21 protein-coding genes and 1 riboswitch are annotated in these 19,833 nt (G+C 55.2%); of the genes, 11 read left to right on the forward strand and 10 right to left on the reverse strand.

What is annotated here, in order from left to right; translation table 11 throughout:
• Positions 1-284: 284 nt before the first annotated feature.
• From KF947_RS08265 to KF947_RS08275, 3 genes are read left to right on the forward strand one after another with little or no spacing between them, the layout of a single operon-like run.
• On the forward strand, positions 285-1,679 hold the full coding sequence (locus KF947_RS08265; protein ID WP_133731440.1) for a YfcC family protein: 1,395 nt from the start codon (positions 285-287) through the stop codon (positions 1,677-1,679).
• A gap of 18 nt (positions 1,680-1,697) precedes the next feature.
• The gene (locus KF947_RS08270; protein ID WP_133731441.1) at positions 1,698-2,399 is read left to right on the forward strand and encodes a DUF1028 domain-containing protein; all 702 of its coding nucleotides are present in this window, start codon (positions 1,698-1,700) and stop codon (positions 2,397-2,399) included.
• A 52-nt stretch (positions 2,400-2,451) separates the two neighbouring features.
• Positions 2,452-3,711 carry an allantoate amidohydrolase gene (locus tag KF947_RS08275; protein ID WP_166650364.1) on the forward strand — a complete coding sequence of 420 codons (1,260 nt, stop codon included), beginning with the start codon at positions 2,452-2,454 and terminating at the stop codon, positions 3,709-3,711.
• A 20-nt stretch (positions 3,712-3,731) separates the two neighbouring features.
• On the opposite strand, the gene KF947_RS08280 is transcribed toward KF947_RS08275, so the two are convergent.
• Complete coding sequence (locus KF947_RS08280; protein WP_166650365.1) at positions 3,732-4,487, reverse strand: FadR/GntR family transcriptional regulator; 756 nt, start codon at positions 4,485-4,487, stop codon at positions 3,732-3,734.
• Between the two features lie 182 nt (positions 4,488-4,669).
• Between KF947_RS08280 and KF947_RS08285 the strand changes: the two genes are divergently transcribed.
• The 3 genes from KF947_RS08285 (at position 4,670) to KF947_RS08295 (ending at position 7,017) form a co-directional block, all read left to right on the forward strand.
• Positions 4,670-5,788: an alkene reductase gene (locus KF947_RS08285; RefSeq protein ID WP_133731444.1), complete on the forward strand. Its 1,119-nt coding sequence runs from the start codon at positions 4,670-4,672 to the stop codon at positions 5,786-5,788.
• A 132-nt stretch (positions 5,789-5,920) separates the two neighbouring features.
• A complete protein-coding gene (locus tag KF947_RS08290; RefSeq protein ID WP_227405938.1) occupies positions 5,921-6,388 on the forward strand; it encodes a TspO/MBR family protein in 468 nt (155 codons plus the stop codon).
• A 32-nt stretch (positions 6,389-6,420) separates the two neighbouring features.
• A complete protein-coding gene (locus KF947_RS08295; RefSeq protein WP_133731446.1) occupies positions 6,421-7,017 on the forward strand; it encodes a cell division protein ZipA C-terminal FtsZ-binding domain-containing protein in 597 nt (198 codons plus the stop codon).
• A gap of 46 nt (positions 7,018-7,063) precedes the next feature.
• On the opposite strand, the gene KF947_RS08300 is transcribed toward KF947_RS08295, so the two are convergent.
• Both KF947_RS08300 and KF947_RS08305 read right to left on the reverse strand, forming a co-directional pair.
• On the reverse strand, positions 7,064-8,653 hold the full coding sequence (locus tag KF947_RS08300; RefSeq protein WP_227405939.1) for an ABC-F family ATPase: 1,590 nt from the start codon (positions 8,651-8,653) through the stop codon (positions 7,064-7,066).
• Between the two features lie 270 nt (positions 8,654-8,923).
• Positions 8,924-9,778 (reverse strand): sirohydrochlorin chelatase, encoded by an 855-nt coding sequence (locus KF947_RS08305; protein WP_227405940.1) that lies wholly within the window; start codon positions 9,776-9,778, stop codon positions 8,924-8,926.
• 128 nt (positions 9,779-9,906) lie between these two features.
• On the opposite strand from KF947_RS08305, the gene KF947_RS08310 reads away from it, so the two are divergent.
• Complete coding sequence (locus KF947_RS08310) at positions 9,907-10,497, forward strand: gamma-glutamylcyclotransferase (RefSeq protein WP_227406284.1); 591 nt, start codon at positions 9,907-9,909, stop codon at positions 10,495-10,497.
• Between the two features lie 2 nt (positions 10,498-10,499).
• Here KF947_RS08310 and KF947_RS08315 read toward each other — a convergent pair whose 3' ends face one another.
• The 3 genes from KF947_RS08315 to KF947_RS08325 all read right to left on the reverse strand — a co-directional run bounded on the left by KF947_RS08315 (position 10,500) and on the right by KF947_RS08325 (position 11,843).
• Positions 10,500-11,027: an HPP family protein gene (locus KF947_RS08315; protein ID WP_227405941.1), complete on the reverse strand. Its 528-nt coding sequence runs from the start codon at positions 11,025-11,027 to the stop codon at positions 10,500-10,502.
• A gap of 204 nt (positions 11,028-11,231) precedes the next feature.
• Entirely contained in the window at positions 11,232-11,528 is a 297-nt protein-coding gene (locus KF947_RS08320; protein WP_227405942.1) for a YciI family protein, read from the reverse strand.
• Between the two features lie 21 nt (positions 11,529-11,549).
• The gene (locus KF947_RS08325) at positions 11,550-11,843 is read right to left on the reverse strand and encodes a hypothetical protein (RefSeq protein WP_227405943.1); all 294 of its coding nucleotides are present in this window, start codon (positions 11,841-11,843) and stop codon (positions 11,550-11,552) included.
• Positions 11,844-12,072: 229 nt separating this feature from the next.
• Here KF947_RS08325 and KF947_RS08330 point away from each other — a divergent pair, with 229 nt between their 5' ends.
• The 4 genes from KF947_RS08330 to KF947_RS08345 all read left to right on the forward strand — a co-directional run bounded on the left by KF947_RS08330 (position 12,073) and on the right by KF947_RS08345 (position 17,826).
• Positions 12,073-13,746 carry an isovaleryl-CoA dehydrogenase gene (locus tag KF947_RS08330; RefSeq protein ID WP_227405944.1) on the forward strand — a complete coding sequence of 558 codons (1,674 nt, stop codon included), beginning with the start codon at positions 12,073-12,075 and terminating at the stop codon, positions 13,744-13,746.
• Between the two features lie 87 nt (positions 13,747-13,833).
• Positions 13,834-13,934, forward strand: a riboswitch (glycine riboswitch).
• A gap of 165 nt (positions 13,935-14,099) precedes the next feature.
• Positions 14,100-15,362, forward strand: a complete 1,263-nt coding sequence (locus KF947_RS08335) for a D-amino acid dehydrogenase (RefSeq protein ID WP_227405945.1) — start codon at positions 14,100-14,102, stop codon at positions 15,360-15,362.
• A 404-nt stretch (positions 15,363-15,766) separates the two neighbouring features.
• Positions 15,767-17,041 carry a TRAP transporter large permease gene (locus KF947_RS08340; RefSeq protein ID WP_227405946.1) on the forward strand — a complete coding sequence of 425 codons (1,275 nt, stop codon included), beginning with the start codon at positions 15,767-15,769 and terminating at the stop codon, positions 17,039-17,041.
• A gap of 20 nt (positions 17,042-17,061) precedes the next feature.
• Positions 17,062-17,826, forward strand: coding sequence for a M15 family metallopeptidase (locus tag KF947_RS08345; RefSeq protein ID WP_208862673.1), 765 nt, complete (start codon positions 17,062-17,064; stop codon positions 17,824-17,826).
• Between the two features lie 7 nt (positions 17,827-17,833).
• Here the strand turns inward: KF947_RS08345 and KF947_RS08350 are convergent, their stop codons facing one another.
• The 4 genes from KF947_RS08350 to KF947_RS08365 all read right to left on the reverse strand — a co-directional run bounded on the left by KF947_RS08350 (position 17,834) and on the right by KF947_RS08365 (position 19,822).
• Positions 17,834-18,109 carry a type II toxin-antitoxin system RelE/ParE family toxin gene (locus tag KF947_RS08350; RefSeq protein ID WP_227405948.1) on the reverse strand — a complete coding sequence of 92 codons (276 nt, stop codon included), beginning with the start codon at positions 18,107-18,109 and terminating at the stop codon, positions 17,834-17,836.
• A complete protein-coding gene (locus KF947_RS08355; protein WP_223288456.1) occupies positions 18,096-18,281 on the reverse strand; it encodes a stability determinant in 186 nt (61 codons plus the stop codon). The genes KF947_RS08350 and KF947_RS08355 overlap by 14 nt, the downstream gene beginning before the upstream one ends.
• Positions 18,282-18,396: 115 nt before the next feature.
• On the reverse strand, positions 18,397-19,164 hold the full coding sequence (locus KF947_RS08360; protein WP_227405949.1) for an amino acid ABC transporter ATP-binding protein: 768 nt from the start codon (positions 19,162-19,164) through the stop codon (positions 18,397-18,399).
• The gene (locus KF947_RS08365; RefSeq protein WP_227405950.1) at positions 19,157-19,822 is read right to left on the reverse strand and encodes an amino acid ABC transporter permease; all 666 of its coding nucleotides are present in this window, start codon (positions 19,820-19,822) and stop codon (positions 19,157-19,159) included. Before KF947_RS08365 ends, KF947_RS08360 begins: the two co-directional genes overlap by 8 nt.
• Between the last annotated feature and the right edge of the window lie 11 nt (positions 19,823-19,833).

Consider the following 19,833-nt stretch of genomic DNA (forward strand, 5'->3'; position numbering starts at 1 on the left):
CTGCTCAAGCGTTTGGTTGACGTCATACAGCACGTGTAAGGCCATATAACGTTTAAGTTAACCTCATGATGTAGAACGGTGCATGTAAATGCAATTTTGGCACGAGCGGCATTCCCCTTTCTGATGAGCGAGGCACTAACTACTAGGGTTGCAGACAGTTTATCGGCGAGTTCCTACCATTTGAAAATTCAGCCTTGCTTGACCCTGCTATTTATCATGATAAATTCAAGATGAGGCGCCAACGAGCGTCAACGCTGAGACACATCACAAGACAGGGTATCCTCATGGCTGAACAACAAACCGCGGCAGCCTCTGGCTCGCGTAAAAAGTGGTATCAGGCGGTTCCCGACCCCATGGTGCTAATCTTTATTATTCTGGTTGCTACCTATTTTCTGACCTTCATTATCCCCGCAGGTGAATTTGAACGAGTTACCCAAGATGGCCGAACGGTGGTGGTGCCGGGCTCTTTTGCCTATTTAGAAGACGTTGCCAACATCCCCCTCTTCAATATTTTTGTGGCGATTCCTGAAGGGCTTATCTCCGCCTCGCAGTATCTATTTATCGTCTTTATCGCCGGTGGTCTGTTTCATATTTTGCAAAAGACCGGTGCGTTAGAGAACGCGATCGGCGTAGCGGTTAATCGTGTTGGCGTTGAGCGACGTAACGTGATTATTGTCGTCGGTACCTTTATCTACGGCTTTTTTGGTGTAGCCGTCGGGTTTGAAAACAACATTGCATTAGTCCCCATTGCGGTTCTCATCGCCAGCGCTATTGGCTGCTCCAGTTTGGTGGGTACCGCTATGGCCGTTGGTGGTATTGGGATCGGTTTTGCACTCTCGCCCATCAATCCCTATACCGTGGGGGTTGCTCAAGGGATCGCGGAACTGCCGACCTTCTCTGGCGCTTGGCTACGTACGTTGCTGGTGCTTTCGTCACTGTCACTGCTCTCGCTGTATATCTGCAAACGCGTCGTCAAAATGGAGTTTGAAGAGCCGGATAATGCGGAAGCACTGAGCAAGCCGCTTAGCGAATACTCTCTCACCAAGCGCAACATCCTGACGATGGTCGTGTTCGTGGGTGGTCTGGTCGCTATGCTCATTGGCGTGTTCACTCGCGGTTGGTATATCAATGAAATTGCAGGCACTTTCCTGCTGCTGGCGATCATCATTGGCGCCTTAAACGGCCTATCGGCGAACGGTATTGTTAAACAGATGATGGAGGGTGCTGCCAGCGTAACCGCAGGCGCGCTTGTGATCGGGGTGGCGGCCTCAATTCAGGTCATCCTTGAGCAGGCCGTGATTATCGACACCATCGTTAACTCGCTGAGCGCAATGATCGACGGCATTCCGTCAATATTTTCCGCGATTATGGCCAGTGTGGTGCAGGGTATTATCAACCTCTTTATCCCTTCCGGTTCTGGTCAGGCACTAGTGACAATGCCCATTCTGATTCCAGTGGCGGATCTTGTGGGTATGAGCCGTCAACTGATGATCACTGCGTTCCAAGTCGGCGACGGCTTAACGAACCTGATTGTTCCCACGTCTGGCGGCACACTCGCCATGCTGGCGCTGGGTCGCGTCTCATACGCCCAGTGGTTGAAGGCGATTATGCCCTTTATGGCGTTGGTGTATGTATTAGCCTGGGTAGGGTTGGTGATTGGCCACCTGGTGGGTTACTGAACAATAGAGGCAACCGCGATGACGCTTTCTCTCGTTCATTGCAATCCTGCCACAGGCACCGTTGCGGCCATCACCGCTACAGGCGGAGTGGCGGTGGGAGGCTATGTGCATCACTGTTGGCGAGGCACTGGGGCATGCGTCACCCAAGGGCGCTTTACCAACCCGTGGTACCCAGCTCGGATATATGAAGCACTTGCCGCGGGCGCCAGCGCCCGGCAGGCGCTTCGCGCCGCCATTAGCGAGGACAACGACTCAGGGTTCCGCCAATGCTTGGTGATGGATTCTCAGGGCCGCACATCAGTACATTCAGGTGCAGAGAATGTGCCTGAAGTGGCTGAAACCTGCTTTCCCAGCGTCGCTGCCGCTGGGAATATGCTGCAGAGCACCGAAGTCGTGCGGATTTTTGCAGAGCAATTTTTACGCCTTAGCGCCACTAATAGCAGCGCTGCCATTCAACGCAACGAATCGCCCCGCTTCCCTATTCATCACGACCAACATCTGCTTACGCATCTGATTGACGCTCTCGATGCTGCTCTATCAGCGGGCGGCGATAAACGCGGTGCACGCTCGGCCGCGCTGCGTATCGAATCTTTTCATCAAGCGCCTATCGATTTGCGCATCGACTGGTCGGAGGACGTCGTAGGCGCATTGCGGGCGTTAGTCGATGAGTTTATGGCCGAGAACTTTCAAGCCTTTTGGCGTCAACTGCCGCTGCGCTAAAAGCATTTCTACTCTTTTGCTGGCCCCTCTGCCAGCGCCTATTGGAGAGTTTATGACCAACACGGTTGCTCACACTGCTTTTAACCAAGGCGAACTGGGAACGGCATTGATTGAACGCCTGGACGAAGCTGCCCAATACTCTGAGCCAGGCCCTGGTGTCACGCGACTGTTCTGCTCCCAGGCGCATCGCCAGGTATTACCGTTAATCAGCCGCTGGATGGAACACGCGGGGCTTACTCCCCAACTGGATGCCGCTGGCAATCTTGTGGGTCGCTGCCCCAAAGCTCAAGCGGGTGAGAAAACCTTCATTATGGGATCTCATCAAGATTCAGTAATAGAAGGGGGCAAATACGACGGCATGCTAGGCGTGGCCCTACCGCTATTGGCCTTGGAGGCGCTTAAACGCGAAGGCGTGACGCTGCCATTCGGGGTAGAAGTGGTCGCGTTTGGCGACGAAGAAGGCGTTCGCTTTCCGACCACGCTGGTCGGCAGTAAAGCGCTGGCGGGGAGCGTGACACCCGACCAACTGGAAGCCCAGGATGCAGAGGGAATCTCTCTGCGAGAGGCATTAATGGCCTTCGGTTGTACACCTGAGGACATTCCCGCTACCGCCCGCGAACCTGCCAACACGCTGGGGTTTTTAGAAGTACATATTGAACAAGGGCCAATCCTGGAACAGCGTGATCATGCTGTGGGCATTGTCACGGCGCTAACGGGTATTGAACGCCACAAGGTCACGCTAAGCGGCAAGGCCGGTCATGCCGGTACTACGCCGATGAACATGCGACATGACGCGCTAGTCGGCGCGGCGGAAATGGTGCTTGCTATCGATAGCGTACTGCAGAACACCGATGAGTTGGTCGGCGTGGTGGGCAGACTCGATGTCCATCCCAACGCGGTCAATGTGATTCCCGCCCAGGTAACGTTCACGGTAGAGCTACGCTCTCCAGAGTCGGCGACTCGCCAATATGGAAGGGAAGCCGTAACAGCAGCGTTGGAGGCAGTGGCGAAACGCCGCGGATTAACCATTAATATTGAAAACACCTACAGCGCCGATGCGGTGGCCTGTGCCGACTGGATGATGACCGCCCTCGAACAGGCGTGCACCCAGGTTGGCCAACCGGCAGAGCGAATGTTTAGCGGCGCTGGGCATGATGGCTTAGCGATGCAGGCATTAACCGATATCGGCATGCTGTTTGTACGCTGTAAAGAGGGGCTTAGCCACCACCCAGACGAAGCTATTACCGCCGAAGACGGCGAAGCCGCGACGCGAGTGGTCATGGCATTTTTACAGCAGCTGCCACGTCCATAGCGTTTTCCGCCCTTAGCCCGTTACGCTAGTGGCTCAGGTAAAAAGCCTCGGCGTACCTGAGCCTCCTGCTGATTCATCACTTGTTGGGCATCAAGCATATGCTCGCGCATGATGTTATAGGCGCTTTCGGCATCGCCAAGCTCAATGGCATCCAAAATTTCTGCATGATAGCGACAGCCAGTCTGTCCTAAATCGTGGGTAACTGGCTCATAGAGACGGTGATAAATCGTCAGATCTGAGAGCACCTGTATGGTGAAGCGGATAATAAATGTCAGCAGCTGATTGCCACCGGCTAGCTCAGCGAGCATCAGGTGGAAATGCAGCGAATCAAGGTGTTGCTGACGCTCAGTCTCACTATCGTCCGCAGGGTCTGCGTAACTATGCAGACTTTCACGTAAACGCACCATATCACTGGCAGCCACTTTACCGGCTAACGAAGCGGCTAGTTCAGGCTCTAACGCCAAGCGTATCTGATAGATATCCTTGATTGATATCTCTTTGAAAAACAGGTAATTGCTTAATAGCGATATCGCTTTGGCCTCACTCATCTCACGCACAAAAGCGCCGCCTCCGGGCCCTGTGCGAGTTTCGACCAACCCCTGGGCTTCCAGTACTCGCGTGCTCTCTCGCACTGTCCCTTTCGAGACCTGCAGGGTCTCCATCAGCTCCGACTCGCTAGGTAGCCGGTCACCCGGCTTTAGGTGCCGATCCACGATCCAGCATTTAATGGTTTCCGCCACCTGATAAGGGCGGCGCTGAGAGGCGTTTTTTAACATGCTATCAACAACATCCTTGGTAATAAGCAGCAAGAGTACCAGAGAGATCGCGAGTTTGGATGCCACATAAAAGGTTATCGAGCGCATAAATACGTTTAAAAATATCTGGCTGGCACTAACTAGTAAACTGGTCTATTCTGGTGCGTACTATTTCATCGAAGCATTCAAAAGGAGCTTAATTGATGGCTTTCGAAACACTGTTTACTCCCCTCCAACTGGGTAGCCTATCGGTTCCTAACCGGGTTGTTATGGCGCCGCTGACACGGGCGCGTACACCCGATAGCGTACCGGGAGAACTTCAGGAAGCTTACTACGGCCAGCGCGCAGGAGCGGGGCTGATCATCAGCGAAGCCACCAATATCTCTCCCACTGCCCGTGGCTATGTGTATACACCCGGTATTTGGACGGACGAGCAGGAAACAGGCTGGAAAGGCGTTGTTGATGCAGTACACGCCAAAGGTGGCCGTATTGCCCTGCAACTGTGGCACGTTGGGCGAGTTTCTCACGAAATGGTTCAACCTGACGGCCAACAGCCGGTAGCACCGAGTGCCTTGAAAGGCGAAGGCGCCCAGTGTTTCGTAGAGTTTGAAGATGGCACCGCAGGTCAGCACCCCACCAGCACGCCACGTGCGCTGGAAACCGACGAGATCCCAGGCATTGTTGCCGACTATCGCCAAGCGGCCGAACGCGCCAAGCGCGCTGGCTTCGATATGGTCGAAGTCCACGCCGCGAACGCCTACTTGCTTAACCAGTTCCTGGCGACGGGCACCAACAAGCGTACCGACCAGTACGGCGGTTCGCTGGAAAACCGTGCTCGCTTCCCGCTGGAAGTGGTTGATGCGGTGATTGACGTTTACGGTGCTGACCGGGTTGGCATACGCATGACGCCGTTTATCGAACTGTTTGGTTTGACCGACGATGAGCCGGAAGCGATGGCATTTTACATGGCCGAGCAGCTTTCCAAGCGCGGCCTTGCCTACCTGCATCTGAACGAACCCAACTGGGCCGGTGGCGATATCACCTTCCCTGACGGCTTCCGCGAGCAGATGCGTGAGCGCTTTAGCGGCAGCCTCATCTACTGCGGCAACTACGATGCAGAGCGCGCCGAGAAACGTATCAGCGAGAACACCACCGACGCCGTTGCCTTTGGCCGCCCCTATATCGCCAACCCTGATTTACCCGAGCGGTTCCGAGTTAACGCGCCACTGACTGAGCCGAACCACGAAACGTTCTATGGCGGTGATGAGAAGGGTTACACCGACTATCCATTCATGGATAACGGGTATGATCGCATGAGTTAAAAACAGCACACCACTACTGCTGCTACTCCCTTACGTTTGAAAAGCATCACTTAGGTGATGCTTTTTTTATATCTGCTTATAGTAAAACGCTGCTAGGCTATTGATACTTTCGTTTGAACATACAGGTGATGAATGCTTGGTTCGCTATTAGCGCTGCTGGTGTCTCTACTGCTCGTCGGCCTTACCGCCTCGACTGGTGCGCGCTTTCGGCCTGATGGTTGGTATCGCGAACTAAGTAAGCCAAGCTGGACACCTCCAGATATCGCTTTCCCTATTGCTTGGGGCATACTGTATTTGTTGATGGCTATCGCCGCATGGCGTATTTACATGGCGGATGACTCAGCATGGCGCTCAGCAAGCTTAGCGGCTTACGCGCTGCAGCTCATGGTCAATGCCGCTTGGTCGTGGCTGTTCTTTGGGCGTAAACAAATTGTCGCTGCGCTGGTAGATATCATGGGGTTACTGGCATTAATTACGGCCACCATTGCATTGTTTTCCCAGGTGGACACCCTAGCCGCGTGGCTTATGGTGCCCTACGGGCTCTGGGTAGCACTTGCGTTAGCCCTCAATGCCACTATTTTTCGGCTAAATAAAGCCTGAGCGTTGATTAAAAAACAAAGGGTTCTGAGAGTATGGATCGCACCACGACTATAATAGTACTCGCCTTCGCATCGCTGGTATTAGCCGCAATAGCAACAGCGATATTTATATACGTCATTGTGCCCTGGCGCCGCCGACGGCGCGCAGCGAAAGCCGCTGCCTCTCGTCCGGTTCAATTAGACAGCTCTGAAGAAGCTCAAGAACCTGACGCCCATGCACCTTCAAAGCAAACTAAAAAAGTTACGCAGCATTCGCTTTTTATAATCTTTGATCAGCCTAGTGAAGATTCAGACGAGCGCCTTACCCAGTGGCTACGGGAGAAAGACGCTCACTACGACGCGCTAAAAAAGATATTTTTAATCGACGGCCAACAGCCGTCGAACCCCATCACTATCGCCAACGCCTTTCCACCGGGGGAAATGCCTGACCTGCTGCGCGGGGAAACCCATGCTCCCATCAAGGGTATTAGTTTATTAGTGAAACCACCGCTACGTAAGCGACGTAATCAACAAATGCATGTCTACGTAGAACTCGCCAAAGAGATGCAGACGGTGTTTAGCGGCAAAATGCTCAATGACGAGCGCGAACTCGCCACCGACAGCACCTTTGAGCAAATTATCGGCGAATAGACTTACAGAGCTATTCTTACAAAGAACCATGCTGAAAAAAACAGCGTTAGACGACTCCCTGGCTGCGCAGGTAATCGTCGTAGCTGCCGCTGAAATCGACAATGCCTTCCGGCTGCATATCAATAATGCGCGTGGCTAGTGACGAGACGAACTCGCGGTCGTGGCTTACAAACAGCAGCGTGCCGGGGTAGTTCTCCAGGGCCAGGTTCAGCGCCTCGATAGACTCCATATCCAGGTGGTTCGTCGGTTCATCCATCAGCATTACGTTGGGCTGAGTGAGGATTAACTTACCGAACAACATGCGCCCCTGCTCGCCACCGGAAATCACCTTCACCGATTTGCCAATATCGTCGCTGGAAAACAGCATCCGCCCCAGGGCACCGCGAACTACTTGCTCGCCACCTTGAGTCCATGCCGACATCCACTCAAACAATGTGGCATCGACGGCAAAATCATCGCTGTGATCCTGAGCAAAAACACCCACCTCGGCGGCTTCGGTCCACTTCACTTCACCAGCATCCGGGTGCAGCTCGCCCGCCAGGGTTTTCAGCAGCGTGGTTTTACCAATGCCGTTGGGGCCGATAATGGCAATCCGCTCGCCGGCCTCTACGGTCATGGAGAGGCGCTCGAACAGCGGCTTGTCGCCCTCATAGCTCTTGGTAATGCCATCCACGTTAACGGCGTTGCGGTGGATTTTCTTGGCTTGATCAAAACGGATAAAGGGGCTTACCCGACTGGATGGCTTGATGTCTTCCAGTTTGATTTTATCGATTTGACGCGCCCTAGACGTAGCCTGCTTAGCCTTGGAGGCGTTCGCGGAGAAGCGGCTCACGAACTGCTGCAGCTCGGCAATCTGAGCCTTTTTCTTGGCGTTATCCGAATGCTGGCGCTCACGAACCGCCGTGGCAGCGGTCATGTAATCATCGTAGTTACCTGGGAACAGGGTGATTTCACCGTAATCCAGATCCGCCATATGCGTACAAACGCTGTTCAAAAAGTGGCGGTCGTGGGAGATGATGATCATGGTGCTGCTGCGCGCTTTAAGAATATCTTCCAGCCAGCGGATAGTGTTGATATCCAGGTGGTTGGTCGGCTCATCCAGCAGCAGTACATCCGGGTCGGAGAACAGCGCCTGAGCAAGCAGCACGCGCAGCTTCCAGCCAGGTGAGACTTCGCTCATCGGGCCGGTGTGTTGCTCGATGGGAATACCCAAGCCCAGCAATAGTTCACCTGCGCGAGACTCCGCGGTGTAGCCATCCAGCTCGGCAAATCGGACTTCCAGATCAGCGACGACCATGCCGTCCTCTTCGCTCATCTCGGCCAGGGAGTAAATGCGTTCGCGCTCGGCAGCCACCGACCAGAGCTCTACGTTACCCATGATGACGGTATCGATAACGCGCTCGTTTTCAAACGCAAACTGATCCTGACGCAGCTTACCCAACCGTGTACTGCTATCCAGCATCACTTGGCCGGAAGAGGGCTCCAAATCGCCACCGAGAATTTTCATAAAGGTGGATTTACCGCAGCCGTTCGCGCCGATCAGGCCGTAGCGGTTGCCGTTATTGAATTTAACGGAGACATTTTCAAACAGGGGCTTGGCCCCAAACTGCATGGTGATATTGGCGGTAGCGATCACAAAAGGAGCCCTGGTTAGCGCATTGTCGGTAACGACAGCTTACAACGAATAGAAAGGCTCGCGATTCTACGCGCTATTTGGCCTGTATTCACCCATCAGACTTTAGGCTTTGCATGAAAACTGACTGCGCTCGGCCATGCGGCGTTAAAAAACGCCTCGTGCGCGAGTCCGATCAAAATGCTCATTTACACCCAGTAAACTCCGCTTTTTCGCCGTTTTTTGCCTTGCCTGTCCTTCGCTCGCCGACTTTTCGTACAAAGCCTCGTCACATCAGGTGATTGCTGGGATATCGAGTAGAAAGCGTTGATCATCAAGCGCTTGGCGTAGTCGAGTGGCAAGAATATCGACAATGCCCGGATGTTCACCCACCAGTTTGGTCGTGGTAACGGAAAGCCCTGGATGCTGCTGTTCAGCCGCCGCGCAAATCTCGGCAATATCGCCGCCCTCCCCGGCGTGGCGCCCCGGCGAAAGAAACAGCATCGCCAAGATAACCGGGCCTGTCTTGAACTCGGGTGTCACCAGCAAGTTTTCCAGCAGCGGCTCGTTAAAGCGGTACTCATCGCCCTCGCGCCGCTCCATGGAGGCAGCGGCAACACACGCTACGTCATCGGCTAACAGCACGCTTAGCTGCCCCGCCAGGCGGTTGCGTACGGCAGTGACTTCAGGGATCGGGCTGCCGTGATCCACCAGCGCCACATGCGGCTTAGCACCTGGCCGAAGCTTGTCGCGCACGTTATCGGCCAGCAACTGTGCTAAACGCAGGTCGTTATCGCCGAACTCATCCACCAAGGGTTGGGCTACGCGCACTTTAACCTGGGGAAAGCGCTCCTGCAGTGTGGCCATACGCTCGGGCAGATAGCCCGTCAGCGCTTTGCTGGGACCAAAAAAGAACGGCAGTACGATGATCTCCGTTGCTCCCTGTTCGGCACTGCGTTCAGCGGCGGGGCCAAGGGTAGTGGCGGGAATGCCTCCCACCTCTTCTGCTGGGATCTTGTTGGAGTGCAGCAGCGAGGCCGCCTGTACGGTTTCGCCTAACAACTCGCTAAGCGAAGCCGCCACGTGGCGTAAATTCAGCGTTGCCTGCGCTCGTAGCGAGCCGTTATCCACTAAAAAAATCGCGCGCATGCTTGCCTCTACTAATTGGGGTTGAGTGAGCTGTCGGGTCAGTGATCATCAGTGGCATGGTAAGATGGCGGCTTTACCACGGGTGTCGCCCACGATGCTATTTGATAACGATATGTTGCTTGATAACGATGCTTGATACCACTGCACTTAACCAGCAAAGAAACTTCTTCGAAGGCCATGCGGCTATATGGCTATTCGGCTACGGCTCGCTGATTTGGAAGGCTGACTTTGCCTACCTGGAGCGCCGCCCGGCGTATATACACGGCTGGGAGCGGCGATTTTGGCAGGGCTCCCATGATCACCGCGGCACGCCTGAAGCACCTGGGCGGGTGGCAACGCTGATCCGCGCCAAAGATTCGATTTGCCACGGCATGGCCTACCGCATTGCCCCGGAAGTGCTCGCGCCGTTGGATGTGCGGGAGAAGAACGGCTATTTGCGGGAAAAAGTACTGCTAACGTTTATGGATGAGAAGACGCCTGTTGCTGAGGAGAGTAGCGGAACCGAACAGAGCGAAGGGCTTATTTATCTGGCCAGCGATGACAACCCGGCCTTTTTGGGCGACGCACCGCTTGACGAGATCGCCCAGCAAATTGCCAACGCCCACGGCCCCAGCGGCCCCAACCGCGACTACTTGGTCAACCTCGCCAAGGCGCTTCGGGAGCTAGGTGCCAAAGACGCCCATATCTTTGCTCTGGAGCAGCAGTTGAGCCGCTTTTAACACTACCAGTAGCGTGGATAACGACGATGCCGGGCAAGGTTATTGACCAGTATGGCGATTACCAGCATCACTATACTGCCCGCTCCGATTGGCAAAAGCGGATACCACCACCCCAGTTGATGAACGCTGGCGCCCCCGCCGACCGCAATCAGGGCCGCCGCGGCTCCCGGTGGGTGAACCGTATGGGTTAGCTGCATACCCAGCACCGACAGTGATACGGCCAGCGCCATTGAGAGCGGAGTCGCTCCCAGCAGTTGGAAGCAAGCAACGCCAATACCCGCGGAGAGCACGCTGCCAAACAGTACATGGCTGGGCTGGGCAAAAGGGCTTTCAGGTGCCGCATAGATGAGCACCGAGGTTGCGCCGAAGGAGCCTACAATGAGCAGTTGTTGTGACAGCCACGCCGAGCTTAACCAGCAAATAACCGCCATACCGGTAAAGGCTCCGACCCATGACCAAAAAGCATCCTGCCAGCCTACCCAGGCACGTTTGACTGGCTGCCCCCGCATCTTGCCAAGATAAGTTTTCATTACACTCGCTTTGCACAAAATGAGTGCAAATGATGCCAAAATGCACCAAATAAGCAAATGACAATCTATCATGCCTCTGATGAAACTGACTCAAGGGGAACGCGATTGCTCATCATCAGTGTATGGGGTGTTAACCAAGGAGAGAAACGGGGGGCATTATTTTATGACATTTCTTATAAACAATACCCGAGTTCGTTCGTCATACTATACAGAGGGATCAAACAGCTTAACTTCGCGTATATCGACCCGCTCCCAGACACGCTCAGTCATATAAGGCTCTTGCGCCAGCCAAGCCTCTAAATCTTCTCGAGTAGCAAATCTGAAATGTGCATTTGAACCGATCATTTTACCTTCATCGTTCAGCACCACCCCACCACTTACGAAATTACCCGACCGATAGAGAGTACGGAGCCCCTCCAAGTGCGGCTCGCGACAAGCCAAGCGGCGGTTTAAGGCACCTACATCAGTGTAATCGTAGGCGACCAACGCAAACTGCTTCATCTACTACCCCTCTTAGTGTGTCTACATCATCAACCATGAAAGAATAAACAGACCCAATACGGTACGTACAATACCGCCGATTAGCGAGCCACGCAGAAAAGCGCGCAAACCGCCCCACAGGATCAGTAGCCCAACCACTAAGACGGCAATGCTGAAAAAGGAATCGTTGATCCCCAGCGAGCGCGTTAGACCATCGATGAAATCGCCGAACGCACCGAAGAAGTTGGTGAAAATACCCAGCAGAAACTCCACCACCACGCGGATGGCTTCACCGATCGTTTCGCCAATTTCGTCAAAAAATCCGTTTGTCTGCATCGCGTTTGCTTGCATCGATAGTAACCATGACTGAGAAGGATAAGCGGCATTGTCGGTTAAATACGCTGACTGAGCAAAGCAGGACCCATCCCTCCCCCTTTTCGCCCTCCGTTTTTAGCGACTTTTCCGTCCAGCAACTACGCTCTCATAAACGCTCCAAAATATATGAGCCGTAAAACATTAGCTGAAACAATCACCCTATATCCTCGTTACGCGCTAGGTGCCAGCTATGAACCATCATTACCCCCTGGCCGATCAACTCCAAGCTAATACCCATCAGGTGGAAAACCAGCCGCCGCCGCTTGCAAACTACAATAGCTATACGGCTGATCGCGCACTTCAGGAAGGCGTTAACCGCGAAAGCGGGTCTGACGACGATGCCCCACTCAAGACATTTGGTCAGTGGGCGGGATCCGCCGAGGCGATTGCCTTAGGGGTTGAGGCCAACCGTTACTCACCCCAGTTAGCGACCCACGACCGGCAAGGCCATCGGGTCGATTTGATCGAGTTTCATCCCGCCTATCATCAACTTATGCAAACGGCGATAGAGCACGGCTTGCATGCCAGCCCCTGGAGAAAACCTAAGCCCGGTGCGCATGTTAACCGTGCCGCCCGCTATTTTTTACAGGCCCAGGTAGAAGCAGGCCATGGCTGCCCGATTACCATGACCTTTGCCGCCCTGCCAGCGCTTCGCCACCAGCCCAGCTTGCTCGTAGAGTGGGGCGATAAAGTCACCGCCCCACATTACGACCCGCGCAACGTCCCTTATTATGAGAAACAGGGCCTCACTCTCGGCATGGCAATGACCGAAAAGCAGGGCGGCTCCGATGTGCGTTTGAACACCACTCGCGCCTACCCGATTGATCAAAGCGGGCCGGGTGAAGCTTTTGAGCTGGTGGGGCATAAATGGTTTGTCTCCGCACCAATGTGCGATGCCTTTCTGGTACTCGCCCAGGCGCCCGGCGGCTTGAGCTGTTTCTTGCTGCCGCGCTGGCGGCCCGACGGCAGTAAGAACCCGCTTCATATACAGCAGCTAAAACGTAAAATGGGCAACGTATCGAATGCTTCCAGCGAGACCGAGCTGCGGGGTGCCTTTGCCTGGATGGTGGGCGATGAAGGCCGCGGCGTGCGCACCATTATTGAGATGGTCGCCATGACCCGCTACGACTGCATGATTGGCTCAGCTGCCGGCATGCGCCAAGCCACCGCCCAAGCCATTCACCACGCCTCTCATCGCCATGCCTTTGGGGCGCGCCTAAGCGACCAGCCGCTGATGCAAAATGTGCTTGCTGACTTGGCCATTGAGAGCGAAGCCGCCACTACCTTAATGCTGCGCATGGCCAGAGCCATGGATCATCAGGACAACGAGCATGAGCGCCTGCTTTCGCGAATCGCCACCCCCGTCGGCAAGTACTGGATCTGTAAGCGCACGCCCCACCACGCTTACGAAGCAATGGAGGTGATTGGTGGAAGCGGGGTAATGGAGACCCACATAATGGCGCGCCTGTTCCGCGAGTCGCCCATCAACGCCATTTGGGAAGGCAGCGGAAATGTGCAGTGTTTGGATATCCTGCGCGCGATTGAAAAACAGCCCGAAGTGCTCGACGCCTACTTCGCCGAACTTGCCAAAGCGCAGGGCGCCAATGGGCATCTTGACCGCTTTATCCACCAATTACAGCGGCAGATGCAGGATACCCAAGCGCTCCAGTACCGCGCCCGGCAGTTGGCGGACGGCATGGCCCTAGCGTTACAGGGCGCCCTGATGGTGCAGCACGCCCCTGCCTACGTGGCTGATGCATTCTGCGCTGGTCGGCTTGCCGACCGCAGTGGCCTCAATACAGGCACGCTGCCCACCGGGCTGGATTGCGCGGCAATCATCCAGCGTGCCCGGCCCGTGGAATAAGCGTTCACGACTATGGTCGTCTTCCATGCTAAAACTGATCGCGTAAAACTAATCACATTAAAAACTGTTTAATTAAAAGCCAGCAGCAATGTAATAGCGGGAGAGCTTGGCGCATCGCTAGCGATGACGCCAGCGCCGAAGGAGCAACAGCCCCGGAAACTCTCAGGCAACCGGACCGCTATCACCATCACTTTCCGAAGAGCGGCTGATGACTGCGTCACTCAGCCCACCGAAGGAGCAAGCGCCCCTCACGGATGCGCGAATCTCTCAGGTTCCATGACGGAAGGGGTACGCCCAGCAGCAGCTACGCCGTTAGGCGGGATCCCCGACGCTCATACAATCTGGAGAGAGTTATGCAACGCATTGCCGTTATCGGTGGTGGTATCACCGGCATTACCAGCGCCTACGCCCTGGCCAAACGTGGCTATGACGTCACCGTCTTTGAAAAGCATCGCTACGCCGCCATGGAAACCTCATTCGCCAACGGCGGCCAGCTATCGGCCTCCAATGCCGAAGTGTGGAACCACTGGCCAACCGTGATCAAGGGCCTGCGCTGGATGCTCAGAAACGACGCCCCGCTACTGGTCAATCCCCGCCCAAGCTGGCACAAGCTCAGTTGGTTTGGCGAGTTTATCGCCTCGATCCCCCGCTACGCTGCCAACACTACCGAAACCGCCCGCCTGGCCATTGCCGCCCGAGAGCACCTGTTTCAGTGGGCAAAAGACGAGCAGATCGATTTTGACCTCAAGCAGAAAGGGATTTTGCATATCTACCGCGATAAAGCGGGCTATGACCACGCCGCCAAGGTATCGCAGCTGCTTAGCAAAGGCGGACTGGAGCGCCGGGCGGTCACCCCCGACGAGATGCGCGCCATCGAACCTACTCTGGCGGGCAGCTACTACGGCGGCTTCTATACCGAAAGCGATGCCACCGGCGATATTCATAAGTTTACCCACGGCCTGGCTCAAGCCGCCGAGCGCCGCGGCGTAACGCTTAAATATGGCCACAACGTGCAGGATATCGGCGCAGACGAACAGCACGCCTGGATCACCGCCACCCTTGAAGGCGAGGCTAACGCTGAACCGGTGCGCGAAACCTTTGATAGCGTGGTGGTATGCGCAGGCGTAGGCAGCCGCGCCCTGGCCGCCAAGCTGGGCGACAGGGTCAATATCTACCCGGTAAAGGGCTATTCGATCACCGTGCAGCTTGATGATGCCGCCTCACAGCAGGCAGCCCCCACCGTGAGTCTGCTGGATGACGAAACCAAGTTGGTGACCAGCCGCCTGGGCGATGACCGCTTCCGTATCGCCGGCACCGCCGAGTTTAACGGCTATAACCGCGATATCCGCGACAACCGTATCCGCCCGCTAATCCGCTGGGTGGAAGAGTGCTTCCCCGGCGTCAGCACCCGCCGTGTTGTGCCCTGGGCGGGGCTGCGCCCGATGCTCCCCAACATGCTGCCCAAAGTCGGCCCCGGCAAACTGCCCACGGTGTTCTACAACACCGGCCACGGCCACCTGGGCTGGACGCTCTCCGCCATCACCGCGGATATGCTGGCGGATGCAGTACAGGATACAAACGTCCACTCTCAGCAAGCCACCAAATCGCTAATCTAGACCCAACACAACAACCGCGCTTGCTGTGATCCTCCGAAAAGGTTCGCTCAGGCGCGGCTTTAGGTATTGCATAGTCAACATAACAATAGGGGCTGGAACCTTACCGGCCCTATTTCCTGTGTTTCATGAAAGGCGCGTTGTTTGAACGTGTACCAGTGGCTGATCACCCTGGTGATTGCAGCGGGGGGGTGCCTGGGTCAGCTATCGCTATGCACTCTCGGTCAGCATGTTTACCACATCTGGGCTCGGCATTAGCCGCACGGTGCCCCTCCTCTCGCTACCCGTTGGCTTTTTATTACTGGCTTGGCATGCGCTTCTCTATGGCCCCGCGCCGCTTAAAACCGTTGAGGACTCTCCATCCACAACCGTTGAGGACTCTCTATGAAGACCGTTGAAGACTCCTTATGATTGTGACGATGCTGGCGGTTTTCCTCGGCCACGTTCTGCTTGGGCTTCCTCTTTTCATCGCGCTGCTGACCACGGCGATAGTGGGCTTTCTGTTTGTCGACCCCCCGATGATTCCACGTATGCTGCCCCAGCAATTCTTTAGCGGTATCAATGTGTTCTCCTTAATGGCTATTCCGCTATTCATTTTCGCTGGCAACCTGATGAACGTCAGTGGCTTAACCGAGCGCTTGATGGGGTTCGCCCGCCTGATAGTGGGCCACTTGCGGAGCGGCATGGGCCACGTCAATGTGGTGTCGAGCGTTTTCTTCGCTGGCGTCAATGGCTCAGCGGTGGCGGACACCTCGGCACTGGGGTCGCTGTTAGTACCTGCCATGGAGAAAGAGGGCTACTCACGGGCCTTTGCCGCTGGGTTGACCGCTGGTAGCTCGCTGATCGGCCCGATTATTCCACCCAGTATCTTTATGATCCTCTACGCCTCACTGACCAACACCTCAGTAGGCGACCTATTTCTGGCGGGCGTGGTGCCAGGTCTGCTGCTGGGGGTTGCCTTTATGGGCATGAACGCCTGGTATGCCTGGCACCACCGACTACCTAAAAGTGGTCAACTGCCCTCGATCAGCCAACTTGGCATAGCCTTCGCAGCCGCTCTGCCCGCGCTTATCGCTCCCTTTATTATTGTTGCTGGTATCGTGCTGGGCTTCGTTACGCCTACAGAATCGGGTGCGTTGACAGCGCTGTATGTGGCCTTATGCGGCTTTGTGCTGGGAGGATTACGCTTTAAACAGTGCTGGCAAGCCATCCTCGATACGGCACGCTTAACCTCGGCGATTTTTCTCATCATGGCGGCCTCGGCGACCATTAGCTGGCTGCTCTCCTATGCGCAAGTGCCTGCGCAATTTGTCTCGCTTTTATCTCCGTACATAGATAACGCCGTATTAATCCTACTGCTACTTAGTGCCATCACCTTTATAACAGGCATGTTTATGGAGGAGGTGTTAGCGTTGGTGCTACTGACGCCTATCTTTGCGCCAGTGGCGATGATGGCAGGTATCGACCCCATTCATCTGGGCGTCATCATCACACTGAACATTACCATTGCTTTGATCACGCCACCGCTTGGCGCCTGTGTATTCGTGGCCGCCGCGGTTAGTCGCCTAGAGATTGTGTCGCTGTTCAAAACCATTTGGCCCTTTGTGCTAACAGCGATTGCGGTACTTATTCTATTAATCCTTTTTCCATCGCTGACGCTATGGCTGCCGACTCAATTTTGATAACACCCTCCTTGGATAACATGATGCCTTTGAACACACTATTGAAGGCCTTGCCGCCTATCCCCAGCCACCCTGCCCCCTGCTGGGAAAAGCTGCGCCGTGCGCCCATTAAAGATAACGGCGAGCGCCTGGTACCGATGAGCCTCGCCCCGGCACCGGTCAGCGTGTTCCCCGCCTATGCTAGGCTGGGCATTCCAGGTGCAGTACCGGAGTGTTTCGTTCGTGAGGGGGTTTATCGCGCGCTACTCGCTGCAGCACGCAGCTTACCCGACGGCATCGGTTTAATCGTACTAGATGGCTGGCGGCCATGGCGGGTGCAGCAGTACTTGTTTGATACCCTTAATGAAGCCATCCACCACCACCATCCAGATCTCAGCGAAGCGGAGCTATTGGAACGCACGCGGGAGTTCGTATCGGTACCCAGCCGCGACCCTTTAGCCCCCAGCCCGCACCTCACCGGCGGCGCCGTCGATGTCACGCTCTGTGATGCCGATGGCCTGCCGCTGGATATGGGCACCCTATTTGATGAAGCGATTCCCGCCTCCCATAGCGACTATTTCGAAACGCTGGAAATGCTTACCCCGCAGCAACATAAGGCGCGGGATAACCGCCGCCTGCTGTATCACACCCTGCATCAACAAGGCTTCACCAACCTACCCAGCGAATGGTGGCACTTCGATTACGGTGATCAATTATGGGCCTACTACGGAGCGCATGATCATGCGCACTACGGCCCGGCAGAGCTGGATACCATTGAGAACCGCTGGCGCAGGCAGTTGGGGTAATTATTAGCTAAGGGTATTCCTGGCGTGCGTGCAGGACGTTAACGATCTCAATACAGCCTGCTGCTAAGCGGTAAACCACAATATAGTTTGGGTGCACCACGGCTTCTCGGGTACCAACCACACGACCTGGGCGATACAGGTATGGATGCTGAGGTAGCGCCTCGGTCGCTTCTTCAATGGCTTGATAAAGTGCTTCGGCGGCGTAGGGGTTACGTTGGCTGAGATAGTCGAGGATCGCCCACAGCGATTCGCGGGCTTGGGGGCGCCACTCAACTAGCAGCATCGCGACGTTTAGCGATCAATTCACGCATTTCACCCATCACGTCATCGTGGGGAATTGAAGGCCTGGGATCATCCAGGCTGGCTTGTACGCGCTCGCGGAACCAGCGTTGGTAGCTGTCTGCCTGCTCCTGCGTCTCAAATTCGCTGATGATCGGATCCAGTGGGGTGCCCATAAAGCGCCTCCTGTGTATGTATATCTCAGTCTAGTGCAACGCTGCCCCTTCTGTCAGCCTAGATGCTCTCCAGTTAGCGATATCCCGCTCAATTTCGCTGAGATCAATGCTTGACTCACACCGCTGGCGCCTCAAGTTCCAAAAAGCGCCTTACTCGGTCGGTTTTAGGGTTCTCGAAGAACTCGCTGGGGTGGGACTTTTCAATAATGATGCCTTTATCCAGGAAGACCACTTGATCGGAGACTGCCCGGGCGAACTCCATTTCGTGGGTCACCAGCACCATGGTGTAGCCCTCTTTGGAGAGGTCTTTGATGACCCCAAGCACTTCCCCCACCAGCTCAGGGTCGAGGGCTGAAGTGGGCTCATCGAACAGCATCACCTTGGGCTGCATGGCGAGAGCCCGGGCAATCGCTACCCGCTGCTTTTGCCCGCCGGAAAGCGTGTAGGGGTACTGTTCGCGTTTGTCGGCCATACCGACTTTTTCGAGCAGCGCCATCGCTCGCTCGTCAGCTTCGGTTTTGCTTAGCCCCTGAACATGAACAGGCGCTTCGGTGACATTACGCAGCACGCTTAAATGAGGCCAGAGGTTAAAGCCCTGGAACACCATGCCCAAGCGCGCTCGCATGCCTGCCAGCTCACGACGCGACATCGGTTTTCCAGTGTCACTCACGCCAATGCGATCACCGGCAATACGGATGTCGCCCCGGTCGGGTTGCTCAAGCCAGTTAATGCAGCGCAGCAGGGTAGATTTACCCGAACCTGATGAGCCCAAAATACTCACCACTTCGCCGGGCTGAACTTCCAGCGATACATCCCGCAGCACTTCAGTGCCATCGAAGCTTTTGGAAAGGTTACGAATACTAACAGCGGCGGTCTCAGGCATTTTCGAATCCTCGCTTGGCGCCAAAACGGCCAATCATTTTGATAAACAGTTCTAAACCAATACTGATCAGCCAGTAGAAGCCAATCACCACGATGAATGCTTCCATGGGAATGAAGTAGGTGCTCGACAGGCTGCTCGCCGCCGCGGTGAGTTCGCGCACGGTGATAATCACCAGAAAGGCAGTATCTTTGAGCAGGATAATCAGTTGATTGCCCAGCAAGCCGCGGGTTTTCAAAATCAGCTGCGGCAAGATAATGCGCATAAACATTTGGGGCTGCGAAAATCCTTGGGCGATGGCGGCCTCTACCTGCCCTTGGGCGAAGGTAGCCCGGCAGCCGCGCAGAATCTCCGCGAAGTATGCACCGTGGTAGATCACCAGGGCGATAATCCCGGCCGTCCAGGCGCTCATGCGGATGCCTGCACTGGGCAGGCCGTAATACAGCAGGTAGGCCAGGATCAAAAATGGCAGCATGCGCATGCCATCGATAAAAATCCGCAGCGGAATCTTTAACCGTGGGCGAGACCCCTCCAATAAAAACACCATGGCGCTACCCATTAAAAAAGCCAAGACAGCGGATAAACCAAATAGCTTTAAGGTGTTATAAAAGCCGCTTAAAAACACATCGTAAGATGACCAAAGAATTTCCCAGTTGCTCATAGAGACTCCCT

Source organism: Halomonas sp. FeN2 (genome assembly GCF_020595105.1).
GTDB lineage: Bacteria > Pseudomonadota > Gammaproteobacteria > Pseudomonadales > Halomonadaceae > Vreelandella > Vreelandella neptunia.